The sequence below is a fragment of the Chlorobium ferrooxidans DSM 13031 genome (genome assembly GCF_000168715.1).
Lineage (GTDB): Bacteria > Bacteroidota > Chlorobiia > Chlorobiales > Chlorobiaceae > Chlorobium > Chlorobium ferrooxidans.
In genome coordinates this window covers 1-20,431 of sequence record NZ_AASE01000020.1, presented here as the reverse complement: position 1 = coordinate 20,431, position 20,431 = coordinate 1, and the positions used below count along the sequence as shown (strand labels likewise).

Here is a 20,431-nt window from a genome sequence, read left to right as displayed (position 1 = left end):
AAGAGACTCGCAAGCGGTTTATGAAGCCAACCCTCACGGCGGTTGTCGGTGTGGCGTGGCTTCCGATCGTCTGGCTGCTGATTACCGCGACATTCGGCACTGCATTGAGCGCTTTTACCGGATCATGGATTGCAGCCCACTCCATTATTCTGCTTATCGCCATCTTTGTTACTCTTGTTTTATTAAGGCTTTTTATTCGTTTGGGCGATAAAATCAAAAGCGGCAGTCAGTAACAGACTAAAAGAGTTTTGTGAATAGTGAAATAATGTTAGTTTTACCCTTCACAATTGTGATTTTCGCACAGAGACCGGCACTGGATGAGAACGCCGGTTTTTTTTCTGTGTCAGAAAGAAAATTTTTTTATATTTGCGCTCCTGGTTGAACGTTATCGCTACAGGATCTCCAATTGTTTCCAGGCAGCCCGGGATTAAAATCAAATAGTACTACATGGACCAGACGCTGAGTAATTTTGGCAATGTCTTTGTTTTTCTTGCCCTTGGAATTGTTTTTGTAGCCGGTGGTTTTCTTACCGCCCGCATGCTGCGCCCCCAGAGACCCAATCCGGCCAAGAACTCAACCTATGAGTGCGGCGAAGAGGCTGTCGGCAGTGCCTGGGTCAAGTTCAATATCCGCTTTTATGTCGTCGCCCTTATCTTTATCATTTTTGACGTTGAGGTTGTCTTTCTCTTCCCCTGGGCTACGGTCTTCAAGCAGCTTGGAGAGTTCGCTCTTGTTGAGGCGCTTCTCTTTGCCGGCATTCTTGTGCTCGGCCTTGTTTATGCATGGGTAAAAGGTGATCTCGACTGGGTCAGGCCAACTCCTAACATTCCGAAGATGCCTGAAATGCCGGTACGAAAAACCTCCACACTCGGGAATTAACTACTATTCACCATATTTACTTTAGGTTATGGGTTTACTTGATGCCGGAATAACAAAGCATAACGTGCTGGTGACATCGGTTGACAACGTCCTGAACTGGGCTCGTCTGTCATCAATCTGGCCGATGGGTTTCGGTCTTGCCTGTTGTGCTATCGAGATGATGGCTACCAACGCATCCAACTATGACCTCGAGCGTTTTGGTATATTTCCCCGTTCCTCCCCCCGTCAGTCCGACCTTATGATTGTTGCAGGTACCGTTACCATGAAGATGGCCGAGCGGGTTGTGCGTCTCTACGAGCAGATGCCCGAACCCCGTTATGTACTCTCCATGGGGAGCTGTTCCAACTGCGGCGGCCCCTACTGGGAGCATGGATACCACGTGCTCAAGGGTGTAGACCGGGTTATTCCTGTTGATGTCTATGTGCCGGGCTGCCCTCCGCGGCCTGAAGCGCTTATCGGCGGTCTTATGAAGATTCAGGAGCTTATCCGCATGGAGCAGATAGGTCTCTCAAGAGCTGATGCACTGAAAAAACTGGCAGAGAAGAGTGTTGATCCCCAGGCTGTTATTGCTGAGGAGCGCAAGGCAGTCGGAGCATAACTAAAAACAAGGCTTGAAGTCAGATGGCAGAAGGAACAGTTATTTCGCAGTCGGTAAAAGAGAGTGCTGCAGCATACGCGATTATTCGGGAGCAGTTCGGCAGTGCCGTATCGGAGTTTGACGGTAACGCGACCATGCCGTTTTTTGAGGTGCTTGATGCTTCACTCTGGCAGGATATTGCGCTCTTCATGCGTGATCATGCAAAGCTGAAATTTAATTACATGGCCTGCCTTTCGGGTGTAGATTACTTCCCTGAAGAGAAGCTCGGCATTGTCTGCAACCTTGAGTCGCTTGGTGCTCTGGGCCACAGGCTTGCCGTCAAGGTGAGCTGCCCGCGCAGCGGGGGAGCTATCCCGACCGTGTCGTGCGTATGGCATACAGCAAACTGGCATGAACGGGAGGCTTATGACATGTTCGGTATCGATTTTACCGGTCATCCCGATTTCAGAAGGATTCTCTGCCCCGATGACTGGGAAGGGTTCCCGCTTCGCAAGGATTACAAGGTACAGGAGAGCTACCACGGTATAAAGGTACCCTACTAAAAAAAGATTATAACAGTAAAAAGCAGCTCACGTATGCAGGAATTAGATATAGCTGGACTGGGTTCGGTCAGGGTTACCCGAAAAGACAACAATGTCGTTGTGATAGAAAAGGGCCTTGCGACCGACCAGATGGTTCTGGCCATGGGCCCCCAGCACCCGTCAACCCACGGTGTTCTCAAGCTGGAGTGTCTTACCGACGGTGAGGTGATCACCGAAGCAGAGCCCTATCTCGGCTATCTGCACCGCTGTTTTGAAAAGTATTGCGAGAATGTCGACTATCCGGCAATTGTTCCCTATACCGACCGGATGGACTACCTCTCCGGCATGAACAGCGAGTTTGCCTATGCCATCACGGTCGAGAAGCTGCTTGATATCGAAATCCCGAGGCGTGTCGAGTTTATCCGCGTCATCGTGGCCGAGCTCAACCGCATAGCATCACACCTTGTCGCTATCGGTACCTACGGCATTGATCTCGGTGCCTTCACCCCGTTTCTCTTCTGTTTCCGTGACCGGGAACATATCCTCTCCCTGCTTGAATGGGCATCCGGCGCTCGAATGCTCTATAACTATATCTGGATCGGCGGCCTTTCTCAGGATATCCCGGCCGATTTCACCAAGCGGGTCAAGGAGTTTGTCGATTACTTCCGTCCCCAGGCCAAAGAGCTTTACCGCCTGCTCACGGAAAACGAAATCTTTATCAAGCGTACCATCGGTATCGGCATCATGCCTGCAGATGTAGCCATCAACTACGGCTGGAGCGGCCCGATGCTTCGCGGATCCGGCGTCAAGTGGGATCTGAGACGCAACGACCCCTACTCGGTCTACCCCGAGCTTGATTTCAAGGTCTGTGTGCCTGACGGGCGTCACTCGGAGATCGGCGACTGTCTTTCACGTCACCTTGTCCGTGCTCTTGAAATCGACGAGAGCCTGAACATTATTGAGCAGTGTATCTCCAAAATGCCATCCGCTGAAGGGTTTGATCCGAAAGCGGCCATACCGAAACGCATCCGACCAAAAGCCGGAGAGGTTTACGGCAGGGCGGAGAACCCTCGCGGCGAGCTTGGCTTTTACATTCAGAGCGATGGGAAATCAACCAAACCGCTCCGCTGCAAAGCCCGTTCATCCTGTTTTGTCAATCTTTCAGCCATGAAGGATCTTTCCAAAGGTCAGTTGATACCTGATCTGGTTGCCATTATCGGCAGCATCGATATCGTGCTCGGGGAGGTTGACAGATGAGTGTAACCGCTTTATCGCAATTTAGCATGCCTTTTCTTATGGGTAACAGTCTTAATGCCTGGTCGGAAGCGCTTACCGGTTTTGCTCCGATGGGTCTGCCTCTCGGTATGGTAATTCTTGCAGCCATCCCGCTTGTTTTTATCGCTGTCTATGCACTGACCTACGGTGTATACGGTGAACGGAAAATCTCCGCATTCATGCAGGATCGTCTCGGTCCTATGGAGGTTGGAAAGTGGGGTATCCTGCAGACGCTTGCCGATATCCTGAAGCTTCTGCAGAAAGAGGACATCGTTCCCTCTTCAGCCGACAAGTTTCTCTTTGTTATCGGACCCGGCATCCTCTTTGTCGGATCATTCCTTGCCTATGCCGTGCTCCCGTTCAGCCCTGCCTTTATCGGTGCAAGCCTGAATGTCGGTCTCTTTTTTGCCATCGGCATCGTCTCCATCGAGGTGGTCGGTATTCTTGCTGCCGGATGGGGATCCAACAACAAGTGGTCGCTTTACGGTGCAGTCCGCAGTGTCGCCCAGATTGTCAGTTATGAGATTCCGGCGGCTATCGCCCTGCTCTGTGGCGCCATGATGGCCGGTACGCTTGATATGCAGCAGATCAATGTGATGCAGTCCGGTCCATGGGGATTTGCCAACTTCTTCCTCTTTCAGTCGCCGATTGCCTGGCTTCCGTTCCTGATCTACTTTATCGCCTCGCTTGCAGAGGTAAACCGCGCCCCGTTTGATATTCCGGAAGCGGAATCCGAGCTGGTTGCCGGTTACTTTACCGAATACTCCGGCATGAAGTTCGCCGTCATCTTTCTTGCAGAGTACGGCAGCATGTTTATGGTTTCAGCCATCATCTCGATCGTCTTTCTCGGAGGGTGGAACTCGCCACTGCCAAATATCGGATCCTTTGCCCTGAACGATATGACAAACGGCCCGGTCTGGGGTGTCTTCTGGATGGTGATGAAAGGGTTCTTCTTTATTTTTGTGCAGATGTGGCTGCGCTGGACGCTTCCCCGCCTGAGGGTTGACCAGCTCATGTACCTCTGCTGGAAAGTTCTGACCCCGTTTGCCTTTGTCAGCTTTGTGCTGACGGCGATCTGGGAAATCTATGTACCGTAAGCGTGTTCAACAGTCAATGCAGGAAAGAAATGTCCATTAGATTATGAGTGAGTATTTCAGCAATATAAAAACCGGAGCAGTCACGATTGCCACCGGATTGGGAATCACCCTCAAGCATTTTTTCAATGCTACAAAGCGCAAGGGTGATGCCGGTGTTGACGATGTTGACTATTTCCGTCAGGTGGACGGACTCTGTACCCTGCAGTATCCAAGGGAGGTCATTCCTACCCCTTTGAACGGACGGTACCGCCTCTACAACAATATTGAGGACTGCATCGGTTGCGGCCAGTGCGAACGGGCCTGCCCGATAAGCTGTATTACCATCGAGACCATCAAGGTTGCCGCCGATGACCTTGCGGTTTGCGGAAAGACCTCTGACGGACAGCAGAAAAAGTTCTGGGTTCCCGTATTTGATATTGACACGGCCAAATGCATGACCTGCGGCCTCTGTACCAATGTATGTCCGACCGACTGCCTGGTGCACACACCGGTGAGCGATTTTTCACAGTTTGACCGCCAGAACCTGCTCTACCATTTCGGTAACCTCACCAATCAGGAGGCTGAGGCCAAGAAGCGCAAGAATGCTGAACTTCAGGCAAAGGCACTGGCAGAGAAAGAGAAGAAGGCAGCCGAGGCAGCACAGCAGGAAAAGAGTGGCGGAGAATAAGAGGAAACAATTAATGCGCTGAATAACTATGAGTTACCTGACACCCTATACGGTCATATTCTATATCTTTGCCGCCATCACGGTGCTTTCCGCCGCGTTTGTCGTCTTTACCCGCAATGTGATCTACTCCGCATTTGCCCTGCTTTTCACCTTTTTCGGTGTTGCAGCCCTCTATGTCTTCCTGAGTGCCGACTTCATCGCGGTAACGCAGGTTGTTGTCTATGTCGGCGGTATTCTTGTGCTTCTGCTCTTTGGTGTGATGTTTACCAACAGTATCATGAACGCCAAGCCGAAAAGCGATGTGCTGCATATCATTCCGGGTACGCTGCTGCTTCTCGCCATGATCGGCGCCCTGCTCTACACCTTCTATACCACGCACAGCTGGATGCCTTCAGAGACCATGCTGCAGGGCAGTATTGTTGAACGGATCGGTTTTGAAACCATGTCGCGCTACGTGCTTCCTTTTGAAATGGCCTCGATTCTCCTGCTTGCAGCCCTTATCGGTGCAGCTTTTCTTGCCCGTTTCGACAAGCCGGCCAATCACGAATAACAAGTTTACTACAACAATGGAACAACTCGCAACCATAGGGCTCAACCACTACCTGACCATTTCGGCCATTCTGCTCTGTCTGGGGCTCTTTGCCGTCATGACCCGTAAAAACGCCATCGTTATCCTGATGGGCGTCGAGCTTATCCTGAATGCCGCCAACATCAACTTTCTGGCATTCTCGAAGTACAACGGCAGCATGCAGGGTGTCATGTTCAGCCTGTTTGTCATTGTTCTTGCTGCGGCTGAAGCGGCCATCGCTCTTGCAATCGTTATCAATATCTTCAAGATTTTCAAGAGTGTCGATGTCTCTTCCATAGATTCATTGAAAGAGTAAAAAGGGTAAAAGCACAATCAGTTTTAATTTTTTCTTGTAAAAACAAAAGAACATGCACAGTTTAATTCAGTTATCAATAGTCGTACTGCTACTGCCGCTGCTCTCGTTTGTCACGCTTATCTTTTTCAACCGCCGCCTTCCAAGACGGGGTGATTTTATAGGTGTCGGCATACTTGGAACAGCATTCGCACTATCAGCCTATATTTTCTGGACGGTTATTGTGCAGAGCTACGATCCCGCTTTCCGGGTTGCATGGGACTTTACCTGGATTGATCTGGGCAATGTACCCGGTGTCGGCCCGCTTCAGGTTAAAATGGGCATCGTCATTGATAACCTGACGGCCATCATGCTGGCAATGGTGACCCTGATCAGTCTTCTTGTGCATCTCTACTCTACCGGATATATGGCCGGAGACAAGAACTACGGACGCTATTTTGCCTATCTCGGCATCTTCACCTTCTCGATGCTCGGTATTGTTCTCTCGGACAACCTCTTCTCTATCTATATCTTCTGGGAGCTTGTCGGACTCTCCTCATACCTGCTTATCGGCTTCTTCTTTGAAAAGGACAGTGCCGCTGATGCACAGAAAAAAGCTTTTCTTGCCAACCGTGTCGGTGATATCGGCATGTGGCTCGGTATTCTGATTCTCTATTCACAGTTCCACACCTTCAGTTTCTCCGAGGTTTACGCCAACCTTGCAGCAGGGAAGTTCGCCCTCTCAAACGCATGGCTGACCGCTGCCGGAATTCTGCTCTTTATGGGTTGCGTTGGCAAATCGGCACAGTTCCCGCTCCACATCTGGCTGCCTGACGCCATGGAGGGCCCGACACCGGTTTCCGCCCTTATCCATGCAGCTACCATGGTTGCCGCAGGTGTCTACTTTGTTGCCCGTATCTTTGTGATGCTGACGCCCGATGCTCTCCATGTGATTGCCTTCATCGGTGCCTTTACCGCATTCATGGCCGCAACCATAGCTATTACCCAGAACGATATCAAGCGGGTGCTGGCCTACTCGACCGTTTCGCAGCTTGGCTACATGGTTCTCGGCCTTGGTGTCGGAGCCTACTCGGCAGCGCTCTTTCACCTCGTTACGCACGCGTTTTTCAAAGCCTGTCTCTTTCTCGGTTCAGGTGCCATTATCCACGCCATGCACCATGAGCAGGATATGCGCTGGATGGGCGGACTTCGCAAGCATATGCCCTGGACATTCGCAACCTTCACCCTTGCCACGCTTGCTCTGGCCGGTCTTCCCCTGACCAGCGGCTTTTTAAGCAAGGATGCCATTCTTGCCGGAGCGATAGGATTCGCCAACGTTGAGGGAGGCGGTATCTACTATCTTATCCCTGTACTCGGATTCTTCTCCGCCATGCTGACCGCCTTCTACATGGGTCGCCAGATCTGGCTTGTCTTCTTCGGTGAAAGCCGTACGCACCTCAAACCGGCTGATCCTCACCACGGCGATCACCATGCGCACGACAGTCACGCGGCTCATGGTGATGATCATCATGCCGAACACGGCGTGCATGAGGTTTCATGGAACATGAGAGCCCCGCTTGTCATACTTGCAGCACTTTCAGTCTTCTTTGTCTACTCGCCCGATCCGCTTGACGGTGCAAAGGGGTGGTTCATGAAGATGATTCCTACTCCGGCCACAGTGGTCGGTGCCGCCAACCCGCAGATCGGTTCACTTCCGGCCGGTTCGGTTCTGCCTCAGCTTGCAGCTGTCGGTGCTCTTCCGGAAACGCACACAGCGGAAGGTGCAGTTGCGCCTGCTGAACATGGTGCAGCTCCTGCCGCAGCAGAACACGGAGCCGCCGCAGCTTCACACGGCGAAGCAAAGGGCGGGCACGCCTACTCCGATCCGCGTCAGGCAGAGATTGTTCACGCAGGTCATGCAGCGCACTACACGGCCATCTATATTTCGAGCGTCATGGTTGTGCTCGGTATCGGTCTTGCCTTTGTTGTCTATGTCTTCGGTATTATCGATCCGGCAAAGACCGCAGTCGCAATCCGGCCGCTCTATCTCTTTTCGCTCAACAAGTGGTACTGGGACGAGATCTACCAGGCCACCTTCATCAAGGGCTCGGTTGTTCTTTCAAAACTTCTCTCCTGGTTCGACACCAATGTGGTTGACGGTATTGTCAACGGTGTTGCCACCCTGGTCAGGAAGTTCGCATTCGCCAATGCCGGATTTGACAAATATGTGGTTGACGGCCTCGTAAACTTTACCGCATTCTCTGTCAACACCACCGGTGCGGTTCTGAGAAAACTCCAGACCGGAAAGGTTCAGACCTATGTGGTCATGCTCCTTGTTGCAGTCTTTGGTTACTTTATCTATTACTTTACACGACTGATCTACTAAGAGGGATCTATTTTTAATCTGAAAACTTACAGAAACGGAACATGCTGAGTTTAATTGTATTTCTGCCTATCATCGCCGGTCTGATCATTCTTGCCGTGCCTTCCTCGCAAAAGCAGATAATCAGAATTGTTTCACTGCTTGCGGCTATCGGCCAGGGCGTGCTGGCGTTTCTGATCTGGAGAGGATATGACCCCTCGATTCCGGGAATCACGGCTGGACCGGGCGGCAGCGCCTTCGGATCCTTCCAGTTTGTGGAGAAGCTCTCCTGGATCAATATCAACCTCGGCGCCCTGGGCTCGATGAACATCGACTACTTCCTCGGTGTTGACGGCATCTCGGTGACCATGGTTATTCTGACCGCACTGGTCTCCGCCATCGGTGTGCTCTCAAGCTGGACCATCCAGAAACAGGTGAAGGGGTACTTTATCCTCTACAACCTTCTGGCCACGGCCATGATGGGCTGCTTTGTCGCGCTTGATTTCTTCCTCTTCTATGTCTTCTGGGAGCTGATGCTTCTTCCGATGTACTTCCTGATCGGCATCTGGGGCGGACCGAACCGTGAATATGCAGCCATCAAGTTCTTCCTCTACACCCTGTTCGGTTCCGTCTTCATGCTGCTTGTCATGATCGGACTCTACTTCAGTGTTACTGATCCGGTTACCGGCAACCACACCTTCTCTCTTGTTGCCATGGCTACCCAGTCGAACTTCAATGTTGCGGGCGCCATATTCGCTCCTGAAAACCATGGATGGCGTCTGATTGCCTTTATCGTGCTCTTCATCGGTTTTGCCATCAAGGTTCCTATGTTCCCGTTCCATACCTGGCTTCCTGATGCTCACGTTGAAGCACCGACCCCTATTTCGGTTATTCTTGCCGGTGTATTGCTGAAGCTTGGAACCTACGGTATGATGCGTATCAACTTCCCGCTCTTCCCGGAAGTCTTCCAGGCATCCATGTATGTGATCGGCATTTTCGGCGCCATCAATATTATCTATGGTGCATTCTGTGCCCTTGCCCAGCAGGATCTTAAAAAGATGGTTGCCTACTCCTCCATCAGTCACATGGGCTACGTGCTGCTCGGTCTTGCCGCAGGCAACAGCGAGGGAATGCTCGGCGCGCTCTACCAGATGTTTAACCACGGCACCATCACCGCCATGCTCTTCCTTCTGGTCGGTGTTATCTATGACCGTGCCCATACCCGTCAGATTGACAAGTTCGGAGGCCTTTCCTCCTACATGCCGCGCTATGCCGCAGTTGTGACCATTGCCTGGTTCGCCTCACTAGGTCTGCCCGGCCTGAGCGGCTTCATCTCCGAGGCATTTGTTTTTGTCGGTGCATTCAGTTCGGTAACTACCCGTCCGATTGCCATTGTCTCTGTGCTCGGTATCGTCTTCGGTGCAGCCTATCTGCTCTGGTCGCTGCAGAGAATGTTCCTCGGCAAGAGAAAGCCGGATGCAGCCTACGATCTTGAGGTTGATGCAGAGGGTCATGAGCACATCCACTTCCACGACTGGAAAGGAAAGCTCGATCTTGATGCACGCGAGCTGGTTATGCTTGTTCCGCTTGCCGTGATCACCATTGCACTCGGTATCTATCCGATGCCTGTGATCGGCATGCTGACATCAAGCATCAACAAGCTTGTGCAGGTGCTCTCTCCAGTTGTGCTGACATCTTTGAATTAACCGCTTTTGCACGAGGTAAAAGAATAAACGTAGAGAATTATGTTCGAGCTGCCATCAGGTGCTGAAATCCAGAGTATCATAGCTGTTCTCAAGGCAAATACAGGGTTTTTTATACCTGAAATCTATCTGTCCGTGCTCTTTATGGCTGTGATCCTTGTCGATCTGGTCACGAAAGGGAGGAAAAACAATGTGCTCTCCATTACAACCCTTCTTGGGCTACTTGGCAGCATCTACTTTATCTTCCAGCAGCATGCACTTCCATCCGGAGAGATCTTTTTCGGGATGTATGTCATTGACCGCTACGCACTCTTTTTCAAATACTTCTTTGTTGTCTCCGGTATCATAGCCGTCATCATTACGATGGCCGATGAGCAGTTCAACCGTGAGGTCAAGAGCATGGGTGAGTATTATGCCCTGATCATCTCGATGGTGATCGGCATGATCATGATGGCCTCTTCGGGCGATCTTCTGATGATCTTCCTCTCCATGGAGCTGGTCAGTTTTTCAGCCTACATCCTGACCGGCTATTTCAAGCGCAACCGTCGCTCATCGGAAGCTGCCCTGAAATATCTGGTTTACGGTGCGGTCTCCTCCGGCCTGATGATCTACGGTTTTTCGCTTATCTACGGCCTTACCGCCCAGACCAATCTTATAAAGATCAGCGCAGCCCTTGCCGCGCATGGTTACGATCCGCTGATCATGATTCTTGCCACGCTGCTGATTCTTGCCGGATTCGGCTACAAGATCGGCGCTGTGCCTTTCCATTTCTGGAGTCCTGATGTCTATGAAGGTGCTCCTACACCGATTACCGCCTATCTCTCGGTTGCTTCAAAGGCGGCCGGTTTTGCGCTGCTGATGCGCTTCTTCTACATTGCCGTCCCCCGTGCCGCACTTCCGGTGGAAGATGTTATGGGTATCGACTGGGTCGCGCTGCTTATTGTGCTCTCCATCGCCTCGATGGTCTATGGCAACGTGGTGGCACTCTGGCAGAAGAACGTCAAGAGGCTGCTTGCCTACTCTTCGATCGCCCATGCAGGCTACCTTCTGCTCGGCGTGCTTCTGCGTGATGCGCTCGGTACACAGGCAACGCTCTTCTATCTGACCTCCTACTTCCTGATGAATTTCGGTGCCTTCTATGTTGTCACCCTTATTGCCAACAAGACCGGCAGCGAGAATCTTGAGGATTACCGCGGGCTTGGCAGACGGATGCCGATTGCCGGTGCAGCTCTCACCGTATTTTTGATCTCCCTTGTCGGTCTGCCTCCGACCATTGGATTCATCGGAAAGCTGATGATCTTCTCGGCACTGCTTGCCAAGGGTTCACTCTATATCTGGCTTGCGCTTATCGGCGTGCTGACCAGCGTGATTTCGCTCTACTACTACATGCTGATACCCCTCAACATGTATCTTCGTGACTCCGAACAGCCGGAAGAGAAGAGCTTCAACCCCGGACTTATCGCAAACATACTGATGTCCTTCCTGATGATCCTGACACTCTGGTTCGGACTCTTTTTCACTCCGCTCTCGGATTTTGCCAGATACTCTTCAGCCATGTTCGGTATAACCCTGCAGTAAGATGGTTAGCCTGCATTGAATTCACGTAACCCCGTTTTTCCCCAAGGAAAACGGGGTTTTTTTATGGTAAATCGGCGTGTGAATGTTAATTTAAAAAATGTGTTTATGATGCTCCGCAATGGAGACTCCGTTTGAACTGTTCTTGCTTTTAATGGGTATTTCAATCTGACTTTCCGATAAATCGCTTTTACATAATATGGAGGTAAACATGCAAAGCAACCAGACCTTTGCCGAGATATTCCAGGCCAGGGGAGTGAGTCGCAGGGACTTTCTGAAATTCTGTACCATGACTTCGGTCTATTTGGGCCTCGCTCCATCAATGGTACCGAGCGTTGTCGAGGCCATGGAGAAGAAGCCGAGAACGCCGGTTATCTGGCTTCACGGACTTGAATGCACCTGCTGTACCGAATCCTTTATCCGCTCCTCCCACCCCACAATCGAAGACCTGCTCTTCAACATGATCTCCCTTGACTACGATGATGCGCTCAGCGCCGCAGCGGGCACGCAGCTTGAGGATGTGCGCCGCAAGATCATGAAGGATTACAAGGGCAAGTACATTCTGGCTGTTGAAGGCAACGCCTCCACAAAGGATGACGGTGTCTACTGCATGGTCGGGGGCGACTCCTTCCTCAATACCCTGAAAGAGACCGCCGCTGATGCCGCTGCAATTATTGCCTGGGGCAACTGTGCCTCATTCGGATGCGTGCAGAATGCCCATCCAAATCCGACAGGAGCCGCTCCGGTTTCCGAGATTATCAAGGACAAGCCGATTGTCAAGGTTTCCGGATGTCCTCCGATTTCGGAGGTGATGACCGGTGTTATTACCCATTTCCACACCTTCGGCACCCTGCCTGAGCTTGACCGGCTTGGACGTCCAAAGGCCTTCTACAACACCCGCATTCACGACAAGTGCTACCGTCGAGCCTTCTTTGACGCCGGAATGTTTGTCAGAAGCTTTGATGACGATTCAACCAGAAAGGGGTGGTGTCTCTACAAGATGGGATGCAAGGGACCGACAACCTACAACTCCTGTTCCAAGATTCAGTGGAACGGAGGCACAAGCTTCCCGATCGGCTCCGGCCACCCCTGTATCGGTTGCTCCGAGCCCAACTTCTGGGACAAGGGACCATTCTATACCCGAAAGGCTGAAGTTTCGTTCCTTGGAAGCGACAGTAACGCTGACAAGATCGGTATTGTTGCTGTCGGTGCAGCCGCCGCAGGCGCAGCCGCGCATGCTGCCGTAACCGCAGTCAAAAAGGCAAAAGCAGACAGCTCAGAAAAAGACAAAGCTTAATCAGGAGTAGAGAAACATGGCAAAAAAAATAGTTGTCGATCCGATCCCCCGTATTGAGGGACATCTCAGAATAGAGGCGAAGCTTAACGAGAGTAATGTTATTGAAGAGGCCTACAGCAGCGGCACGATGTGGCGCGGTATTGAGGTTATTCTGAAGGGACGCGATCCGAGGGATGCATGGGCATTCACCGAGCGTATCTGCGGTGTCTGTACCACCGTTCATGCTCTCGCTTCGGTTCGCTGCGTCGAGGATGCGCTTGGCATCGATATTCCTGCCAACGCCCGCATCATCCGCAACCTGATGAATGCAACCCAGGTGACGCAGGACCATCTGGTACACTTCTACCATCTCCACGCCCTTGACTGGGTAGATGTGGTGAGCGCGCTGAAAGCCGATCCCAAACAGGCCTCCGTTATTGCCCAGAGCATCTCGGCCTGGCCGAAATCCTCACCCGGCTACTTCAAGGATCTCCAGCAGCGCCTTATCGGCTTTGTTGACAGCGGCCAGCTCGGTATATTTGCCAACGGCTACTGGGGTCACCCCGGCTACAAGCTTCCGCCGGAGGTGAATCTTATTGCGGTTGCGCACTACCTTGAGGCGCTTGATTTCCAGAAGGAGATCATCAAAATCCACACCATTTTCGGCGGCAAGAACCCCCATCCGAACTATCTGGTTGGCGGTATGGCCTGCGCTATTGATCCGAACAGCGATACGGCTATCAATATCGAGCGCCTTTCGATGATCAAGAAGATTATCGACGATACCCAGACCTTCATTGACCAGGTCTACATTCCCGACCTGATTGCCATTGCCGGATACTACAAGGGGTGGCTGCACGGTGGCGGACTCGGCAACTATCTCAGCTACGGCGATTTCCCCGAGACCACGCTTGCCGACTTCAAGACCCTGCTCTGGCCGAGAGGAGCCATTCTTGGCAAGGATCTCACCACCATCCATGATGTCGATCCGAGAGATGCCGCACAGGTAACCGAAGAGGTGAGCCACAGCTGGTACACCTACAAGGGTGGTGACGGCAAGGGGCTTCACCCGTGGAAGGGCGAGACCACGCCGAACTATACCGGTCCGAAACCTCCGTTCCAGTATCTCGATACCGACAAGAAGTACAGCTGGCTGAAAACGCCCCGCTGGAAGAACAACCCCATGGAGGTCGGCCCGCTTGCCCGTGTGCTCATTGCATACGCCAAGGGTGATCCGATGATCAAGGATACGGTTGGCCTTGTGCTCTCCAAGCTCGAAGTCGGTCCCGAAGCGCTCTTCTCGACGCTTGGCCGCACAGCAGCCAGAGGCATCGAGTGCAAGCAGACCGCAGGCTTCATGCGTCACTACTATGATCAGCTTGTTGCCAATATCAAAACCGGCGACTACCGCACCTTCAACAGCGAGCGCTGGGATCCCGATAGCTGGCCGAAAGAGTGCAAGGGTTTCGGCTACACCGAGGCACCCCGCGGTTCGCTCGGGCACTGGATACACATCGAGGATGAGAAGATCAAGGAGTACCAGATCGTGGTGCCTTCGACCTGGAACGCTTCGCCGAGAGATGTCAACGGTAATATCGGTGCCTACGAGTCGGCACTGAAGGGTACCCCGGTCGCCAATCCCGACCAGCCGCTTGAGATCCTCAGAACCGTGCACTCGTTTGATCCGTGCCTGGCCTGTGCCTCGCACCTCTTCGACATGAACGGCAATGAGATAACGTCGGTTAAAATCGTCTAAAAGGAGCTTCTCATGGGTAGAATAATTGAAGAGATCTACGTCTGGAGGCTGCCGGTAAGGTTCTATCACTGGATCAATGCGCTCTCGATTGTGATTCTGATGATAACCGGCCTCTATATTGCAGCTCCGCTGATCAATCCGCCTCTCGGTGAGGCGGTCTGGTACAAGGGGATGGCGTGGTGGCGCTACATGCACTTTGTTGCAGCGTTTATCTTTGTCGCCAACTTCCTCTTCCGTCTCTACTGGGCGCTGTTCGGTAACGACAAATATGCCCGATTCGGCGGATTCCAGCCCTGGTCACCCTCATGGTGGGGCAAACCCTTCCGGGAGCAGGTTGAGTCCTATCTGTTTCTGAGGAGTGACGAGCCGAACTATGTGGGGCACAACCCGGTTGCCGCGCTGGCGCACTTTATCTTTATCTTCTGCGGTTCCAGCTTCATGATCTTCACCGGGCTGGCAATGTATGGAGAGAACAACCCAGGCGGGTTCAACTCCACCATGTTCGGCTGGCTGATTCCGCTCTTCGGCGGAAGCTACTCGCTGCACTTTGCGCATCATGTCATGGCCTGGATCTTCCCGGTCTACTTCATCATGCACATCTATGCCGTGATTCGTCACGATGTGGTTGACCGCACCAGCGTCACCTCATCGATCATAACAGGCTTCAAGCACAAGGTGGAAGAGGAACCGAGTTAACGCTGTTTCCATCGCTCTTTTGCCCCCGATTCGTCGGGGGCTTTTTTTAGCTCCAGAGGAGCACGACATTGGTAGCCCCAACGAAGTTGGCTGGATCAGGAATGGACATATTGAATTTCTTTCTTAGCCCCGTAGGGGCGAAATATCGGTAGCCCCCAACGGGTTTGGATGGTCAGGGTAATGTGAACCCTCTGTTTTTTTTTCAGCTCCAGAGGAGCGCGACATTGGTAGCCCCAACGAAGTTGGCTGGATCAGGAACGGACGTATTGAATTTCTTTTTTAAGCCCCGTAGGGGCGTAATATCGGTAGCCCCCAACGGCAGTTGGGGGAGGGTAAAAAAAGCACAAATAAATTGAAACACAGCAAGATCAACATAATCGGCCTCGGCAACACCCTCCATGGTGACGAGGGCTTCGGCGTGGCAGCGGTCAACGCGTTCCGTGAATCTTCATCCTATCCAGAATCGGTCAGCTTTATCGACGGAGGCACCCAGGGGGTCTATCTGCTCGACTTTATCGAGTCATGCGATGCCCTGATGGTCTTTGACGCGCTTATTCCCCTTGAGTACGATCGGGGAGTTTACGTTTATCGCAACGAAGAGCTACCCGCCTTCATCCACCGCAAGATGAGCTCCCACCAGATGGGCTTCAGCGAACTGATCGGTGTAGCCAAACTGCGCGGCAGAATGCCGAAGGAGCTGGTGCTGATCGGCATCCCCCCCAGAGAGCTCGAACTCTCGCTCAACCTGAGCGCCGAAGTATCCGGGCTTCTCCCTGAAGCCGTAGAGAAGGGAAGAGCCATTGTTGACAGCTGGTTGTCAGCAGAAGAATAATTGAAATGCGTTATACGGGCAATCACGCAGGATTGCCCCTACAGTAGATTTCGTGTCCTAATCTGTTTTCTACGGTTTTATTAACCGCAAAAACTCACTCCGTGTCGACTGTGATGTAATAAACTGCCCCGACATGGCTGATGTTGTGGTTACGGAGTTAAGCTTCTCCACGCCCCGCATAACCATGCACATGTGGCGGGCCTCAATCACCACGCCGACCCCTTTCGGGTTGAGCACACTCTGGATGGCGTCGCGTATCTGCTGGGTAAGCCGCTCCTGCACCTGAAGGCGGCGGGAAAAGACCTCCGCCACACGGGCAAGTTTTGAGAGCCCCACAATCTTGCCGTCAGGAATGTAGGCGATATGCGCCTTGCCGAAAAAGGGGAGCATGTGGTGCTCGCACATCGAGAAGATGTCGATATCCTTCACCAGTACCATCTCGTCATAGGACTCGGTGAAGACCGCATTTTTAAGCAGCTCCTCCGGATCCTGGCTGTACCCTCTTGTCAGAAAGCGCATGGATCGGGCAACCCGCTCGGGTGTTTTGAGCAGCCCTTCGCGCCGGGGGTCCTCGCCGATCCCCTCAAGCATGGCAGTCACCGCTTCGGAGAGCCCTCCGAGAATGTGCGGTTCGGTATCGGGTGTATCTCTATAACAGTCATCATCATCGCAGCAGCTCCCGCGACCCGAAGGGAGCGGATTACTCGCCGAGATAGCGGACGGAATTTTTTCCTGTTTCATATATTTTTACTTCGTGGAGAGCGATCTCCCGGTTATTGATGTTACGCAGTCGTTGTTCGAGTATATCCCAGATCAGCACAGCAAGCACTTCGGTTGTCGGTACGCATTCCCTCAGCTCCGGCACGTCAAGGTTGAGGTTGCGGTGATCGAACCGCTCAATGATCTCCTCCTCAAGAATAGCCTTCAGCTCCTTGAGGTCAAAGAGGAAGCCGGTAGCCGGGTCAACCACGCCGTAAAGCGTGATTTCAAGCAGATAGTTGTGGCCGTGCCCGTTTTTATTGCTGCATTTTCCGTAAATTTCACCGTTCTCTTCATCCGTAAAGTCCGGATTGAAAAGCCGATGCGCAGCATTGAACTCTATTTTTCGTGAAACGTAGACTCTTCTCGGTTTTTCCAAAAGCTCATTCATGGGCAGCAGTTGTTCTTGTTCCTTCTCTTGAATTGTACCATCCTGCCAGATGCAGTAATGTACTCTTTTCGATCTACAATTTGTATTGAAGGTAACTTGGGCTCTCTTCTATAAGTTTCAACAAAGTTGCACGTTGCAGCATTATGTGTCTTGGCACCCCCTAACTTGAATAGGGGGATTTGAGCGAACAGAAGTAGTATCTTATTTTTCCTGGACCTCTCAAAATCGTCGTGAAGGGTTCAAGGAGAAGGCGGACGGAACGCAGGAACCGGAATGTACAACGGGTACATGAGGATTCCGAGTACCGCCCAACGCACTAATTGAACCCCGTAACAGATTTTGAACTATGCATACTACCGTTACCTTCAAAGGCCAATTGCCCCTCGTCGGCGTCAACGCGAAGGGCCAGAAGACCCGTTTTGACGCCACCATGGATTTTTCAGGCCCGGCAAAGTATGCCACACCGATGGATACGGTGCTTGAAGCGCTTGGAGCCTGCTCCATGATGGATATTATCGCCATCATCAAAAAGATGCGAAAGGAGCTGACCCTGCTCCAGGCTGATCTTGAGGCTGAAAGGGCGGAGGAGCACCCGAAGGTTTTTACCTCGATCCACATCAGATACCGGATGAAGAGCCTGGACGGCTCTCTTGCCGATCTCGAAAAAGCCGCCGGACTCTCCATGGAGAAGTACTGCAGCGTCGCCGCCATGCTCCGCGGCTCCGGCTGCAACATAACCTGGAGCACCGAACTGGCCTGAGCCAGCAACGCCCCCTGCTTCTCTTCCACCAAGAACCCCAAAATGTCATCTCGAACGCAGAGAGAGATCTCTTTTTCCGAAAACCAGATCCCTCCCTTCAGTTCGGGATGACAATCCAGCATTCAAAATCTCTTCAACGAGGGCGAAGTTGCATTTTGCGAAGTGACGCATTGGTTTGAGAGAATATGGTTATATTAAGATCTGAATAAAGATTTGAATTATGGTCTAAAAACGGTTCTTAATTATGAAAAACATTCGGGCTTCAAGCGATATCATTCCGTTGGGTGAGTTCAAAGCCGGCATCTCTTCCTGTCTGAAAAAGGTTCAGGCGACCGGGCATCCGTTGATTATTACCCAGAATGGCCGGGCTGCCGGAGTGCTTCTTTCACCGAAAGAGTACGACAGTCTCGTCTATCATAAACAGTTTGTTGCTTCGGTTGAGCAGGGTCTGGCCGCAGCCGAATCCGGCGAGGTATATGGTACCGAAGAGGTCAGGAAAATGCTTGCAGACAAAAGAGCCTCCGGCAAGCAATGAAAGTTGTCTGGACAACAGAAGCGGTCAGAAAGCTTGACGAAATAGAGAGCTCACCGCATGCTTCGAATTAAAGAGCTCCAAACATAGATCTATTGCTCCTCCCACTATCTTTTCTCTTCCATCCAGAATTCAAAATCTCCATATTCAAGCCCCCCTGGGGGCGAAACATTGGTAGCAAAATACAAGGTCTCCGAGGTGTCCCGCTTTACTCTGTTTGCGCTTGAGCCCGTTTTGTAGAGTTTGTCGCGGGCGTCCCCTGAAGTCATAGGTGGAGGTGAAACTCCTCCGGCCTGCATACCCCGAAGTTGTATGATTGTGCATTATCGAATTGCTTTTTATGAGAGTTTTTCTACATTAGTATAAAAACCTTACGCATGAGCAAGTATTATACTACAGAAGAAGCAGCTCTCTATCTGGGCGTATCTTCAGCAAGAATCCGGCAGTATATTCTCGAAGAGCGCTTGCAGACCGATAAATCCGGCAGAGATCATCTTATTGAAGAATCTGTTCTTTCGGATTTTGCCATGTTTGGCCGAAAAAAAGTCGGTCGTCCTTTCCTCGAACAGGGCAATGCGGATATTGTCACTGCCGAGCCAGAGAGAGCCTCAGCGTCAAACCGTTTCATCAACATAGATCAGCTTGATGAAGAGGGGATTCAGGTGATCAACGGTGACACCAGAGATATTATCAAACAACTTCCTGACGATACGTTCAGATGCGTAGTCACCTCTCCTCCATACTGGGGTGTAAGGGATTATGGCGTTGAAAACCAGATTGGCGCCGAGCCTGACCTTCAGGATTATATAAAGACTCTTGTTGAAATATTCTCGGAAGTTCGACGTGTCCTGAAATCTGACGGAACCTTCTGGCTGAACATCGGTAATACCTATACTTCCGGCGGCAGAAAATGGCGACAGGAGGACTCCAAAAACCGGGGCAGGGCAATGTCGTACCGTCCGCCAACACCTGATGGACTCAAGAAAAAAGACCTGATCGGCGTGGCATGGATGGTTGCAATGGCTTGCCAGCTTGACGGGTGGTATCTGCGCAATGACATCATCTGGCACAAACCGAATTGCCAGCCTGAAAGTGTAAAAGACCGCCTGACTGTTGCTCATGAATACCTCTTCATGTTTTCAAAATCCGAGCAGTACTACTTCAATCAGGAAGCAATCAAGGAGTCGTATACAAACGGAAACGGCTTTAAAAACAAGCGCACAGTCTGGTCCATCAATACTGAACCTTGTGCAGAAGCCCATTTTGCAGTTTTCCCGAAAAATCTGGTGCGGCCATGCATATTAGCCGGGTCAGAGGAAAATGATCTGATTCTTGATCCTTTCTATGGAGCCGGAACAGTTGGCATTGTTTCGCAGGAACTCAACAGAAAATGCGTCGGTATTGAGATCAATCCGGATTATGTGGACATATCAGGCAGGCGCAACGCACGGGTTCAGGGAGCGCTTATGCTTCAGGAATCGTGAATTCCCAACGAGCATGCACCATGCAGCGACATTTCAGAAGATTTTTGAGCTGAAGTTTCCGCTCACTACCACCATCGAAGTAAAGCTGGAATAGTTCGGTTTCACCTTCACGGACAAAGCAGTAGCCTGGTTTCGGGAATTGCCTGCTTTCAGTTTTCATCTCAAGTTTTCCGCTGCCAGCAAGCATCAGAAGAGCCTTGGGTACTTCCACCAGTTCATAAATCCAGTTCGGGGCTTTCTGAAGTGCTCGGAGAATGAGCACTCTCTCATAGTGGTCAAGGTGCGCAAGGAAAAGATCGAGCAGAGTTTCAAGATCAGCAGGATTGTCGCCCCAAAGACCTTTCCCCAGCTCCATGAATTTGCTGATCCAAATTTTATCCTCCCTGATCCCTTTGTCTGCCTGTGTTT

General features: G+C 51.7%; 21 protein-coding genes and 1 pseudogene. 19 read left to right on the top strand and 3 right to left on the bottom strand.

All coding sequences use genetic code 11. The annotated features are described in order from the left end of the window. Nucleotides 1–20: 20 nt before the first annotated feature. The 16 genes from CFERDRAFT_RS09180 (at nucleotide 21) to CFERDRAFT_RS09105 (ending at nucleotide 16,097) form a co-directional block, all read left to right on the top strand. A complete protein-coding gene (locus tag CFERDRAFT_RS09180; protein WP_156778049.1) occupies nucleotides 21–233 on the top strand; it encodes a hypothetical protein in 213 nt (70 codons plus the stop codon). Nucleotides 234–447: 214 nt separating this feature from the next. After that, the gene (locus CFERDRAFT_RS09175; protein ID WP_006366956.1) at nucleotides 448–879 is read left to right on the top strand and encodes an NADH-quinone oxidoreductase subunit A; all 432 of its coding nucleotides are present in this window, start codon (nucleotides 448–450) and stop codon (nucleotides 877–879) included. Nucleotides 880–907: 28 nt separating this feature from the next. Continuing rightward, complete coding sequence (locus CFERDRAFT_RS09170; RefSeq protein WP_006366955.1) at nucleotides 908–1,477, top strand: NADH-quinone oxidoreductase subunit B; 570 nt, start codon at nucleotides 908–910, stop codon at nucleotides 1,475–1,477. Between the two features lie 23 nt (nucleotides 1,478–1,500). After that, nucleotides 1,501–2,019, top strand: coding sequence for an NADH-quinone oxidoreductase subunit C (locus tag CFERDRAFT_RS09165; protein WP_006366954.1), 519 nt, complete (start codon nucleotides 1,501–1,503; stop codon nucleotides 2,017–2,019). A gap of 33 nt (nucleotides 2,020–2,052) precedes the next feature. Next, on the top strand, nucleotides 2,053–3,255 hold the full coding sequence (locus CFERDRAFT_RS09160; RefSeq protein ID WP_006366953.1) for an NADH-quinone oxidoreductase subunit D: 1,203 nt from the start codon (nucleotides 2,053–2,055) through the stop codon (nucleotides 3,253–3,255). Continuing rightward, the gene (nuoH, locus tag CFERDRAFT_RS09155; protein WP_006366952.1) at nucleotides 3,252–4,370 is read left to right on the top strand and encodes an NADH-quinone oxidoreductase subunit NuoH; all 1,119 of its coding nucleotides are present in this window, start codon (nucleotides 3,252–3,254) and stop codon (nucleotides 4,368–4,370) included. The genes CFERDRAFT_RS09160 and nuoH overlap by 4 nt, the downstream gene beginning before the upstream one ends. A 43-nt stretch (nucleotides 4,371–4,413) precedes the next feature. Beyond that, complete coding sequence (locus CFERDRAFT_RS09150) at nucleotides 4,414–5,037, top strand: 4Fe-4S binding protein (protein ID WP_006366951.1); 624 nt, start codon at nucleotides 4,414–4,416, stop codon at nucleotides 5,035–5,037. Nucleotides 5,038–5,065: 28 nt separating this feature from the next. Next, nucleotides 5,066–5,587 carry an NADH-quinone oxidoreductase subunit J family protein gene (locus CFERDRAFT_RS09145; protein WP_006366950.1) on the top strand — a complete coding sequence of 174 codons (522 nt, stop codon included), beginning with the start codon at nucleotides 5,066–5,068 and terminating at the stop codon, nucleotides 5,585–5,587. 16 nt (nucleotides 5,588–5,603) lie between these two features. Continuing rightward, nucleotides 5,604–5,921 (top strand): NADH-quinone oxidoreductase subunit NuoK, encoded by a 318-nt coding sequence (nuoK, locus tag CFERDRAFT_RS09140; RefSeq protein WP_006366949.1) that lies wholly within the window; start codon nucleotides 5,604–5,606, stop codon nucleotides 5,919–5,921. Nucleotides 5,922–5,973: 52 nt separating this feature from the next. Continuing rightward, the gene (gene nuoL, locus CFERDRAFT_RS09135; RefSeq protein WP_006366948.1) at nucleotides 5,974–8,283 is read left to right on the top strand and encodes an NADH-quinone oxidoreductase subunit L; all 2,310 of its coding nucleotides are present in this window, start codon (nucleotides 5,974–5,976) and stop codon (nucleotides 8,281–8,283) included. A gap of 41 nt (nucleotides 8,284–8,324) precedes the next feature. Then, a complete protein-coding gene (locus CFERDRAFT_RS09130; RefSeq protein ID WP_006366947.1) occupies nucleotides 8,325–9,965 on the top strand; it encodes a complex I subunit 4 family protein in 1,641 nt (546 codons plus the stop codon). 39 nt (nucleotides 9,966–10,004) lie between these two features. Next, nucleotides 10,005–11,540 carry an NADH-quinone oxidoreductase subunit N gene (locus tag CFERDRAFT_RS09125; protein WP_006366946.1) on the top strand — a complete coding sequence of 512 codons (1,536 nt, stop codon included), beginning with the start codon at nucleotides 10,005–10,007 and terminating at the stop codon, nucleotides 11,538–11,540. 208 nt (nucleotides 11,541–11,748) lie between these two features. Continuing rightward, a complete protein-coding gene (locus tag CFERDRAFT_RS09120; protein WP_006366945.1) occupies nucleotides 11,749–12,834 on the top strand; it encodes a hydrogenase small subunit in 1,086 nt (361 codons plus the stop codon). A gap of 16 nt (nucleotides 12,835–12,850) precedes the next feature. Continuing rightward, nucleotides 12,851–14,569, top strand: coding sequence for a nickel-dependent hydrogenase large subunit (locus CFERDRAFT_RS09115; protein WP_006366944.1), 1,719 nt, complete (start codon nucleotides 12,851–12,853; stop codon nucleotides 14,567–14,569). A 12-nt stretch (nucleotides 14,570–14,581) separates the two neighbouring features. Further along, entirely contained in the window at nucleotides 14,582–15,265 is a 684-nt protein-coding gene (gene cybH / locus CFERDRAFT_RS09110; RefSeq protein ID WP_006366943.1) for a Ni/Fe-hydrogenase, b-type cytochrome subunit, read from the top strand. 352 nt (nucleotides 15,266–15,617) lie between these two features. Beyond that, complete coding sequence (locus CFERDRAFT_RS09105) at nucleotides 15,618–16,097, top strand: HyaD/HybD family hydrogenase maturation endopeptidase (RefSeq protein ID WP_040433610.1); 480 nt, start codon at nucleotides 15,618–15,620, stop codon at nucleotides 16,095–16,097. A 69-nt stretch (nucleotides 16,098–16,166) separates the two neighbouring features. Here the strand turns inward: CFERDRAFT_RS09105 and folE are convergent, their stop codons facing one another. After that, nucleotides 16,167–16,838 (bottom strand): GTP cyclohydrolase I FolE, encoded by a 672-nt coding sequence (gene folE / locus CFERDRAFT_RS09100; protein ID WP_006366941.1) that lies wholly within the window; start codon nucleotides 16,836–16,838, stop codon nucleotides 16,167–16,169. After that, nucleotides 16,798–17,247 carry a 6-carboxytetrahydropterin synthase gene (locus CFERDRAFT_RS09095; RefSeq protein WP_006366940.1) on the bottom strand — a complete coding sequence of 150 codons (450 nt, stop codon included), beginning with the start codon at nucleotides 17,245–17,247 and terminating at the stop codon, nucleotides 16,798–16,800. Before CFERDRAFT_RS09095 ends, folE begins: the two co-directional genes overlap by 41 nt. Before the next feature lie 346 nt (nucleotides 17,248–17,593). Between CFERDRAFT_RS09095 and CFERDRAFT_RS09090 the strand changes: the two genes are divergently transcribed. The 3 genes from CFERDRAFT_RS09090 to CFERDRAFT_RS09075 all read left to right on the top strand — a co-directional run bounded on the left by CFERDRAFT_RS09090 (nucleotide 17,594) and on the right by CFERDRAFT_RS09075 (nucleotide 20,023). Beyond that, nucleotides 17,594–18,007: an OsmC family protein gene (locus CFERDRAFT_RS09090; RefSeq protein ID WP_006366939.1), complete on the top strand. Its 414-nt coding sequence runs from the start codon at nucleotides 17,594–17,596 to the stop codon at nucleotides 18,005–18,007. A 244-nt stretch (nucleotides 18,008–18,251) separates the two neighbouring features. After that, the gene (locus tag CFERDRAFT_RS09085; RefSeq protein ID WP_006366937.1) at nucleotides 18,252–18,542 is read left to right on the top strand and encodes a type II toxin-antitoxin system Phd/YefM family antitoxin; all 291 of its coding nucleotides are present in this window, start codon (nucleotides 18,252–18,254) and stop codon (nucleotides 18,540–18,542) included. Nucleotides 18,543–18,916: 374 nt separating this feature from the next. After that, complete coding sequence (locus tag CFERDRAFT_RS09075; RefSeq protein ID WP_006366933.1) at nucleotides 18,917–20,023, top strand: DNA methyltransferase; 1,107 nt, start codon at nucleotides 18,917–18,919, stop codon at nucleotides 20,021–20,023. Here CFERDRAFT_RS09075 and CFERDRAFT_RS09070 read toward each other — a convergent pair. After that, nucleotides 20,004–20,431, bottom strand: a pseudogene (locus CFERDRAFT_RS09070) (restriction endonuclease); the annotation flags it as partial. The gene CFERDRAFT_RS09075 and the pseudogene CFERDRAFT_RS09070 overlap by 20 nt on opposite strands.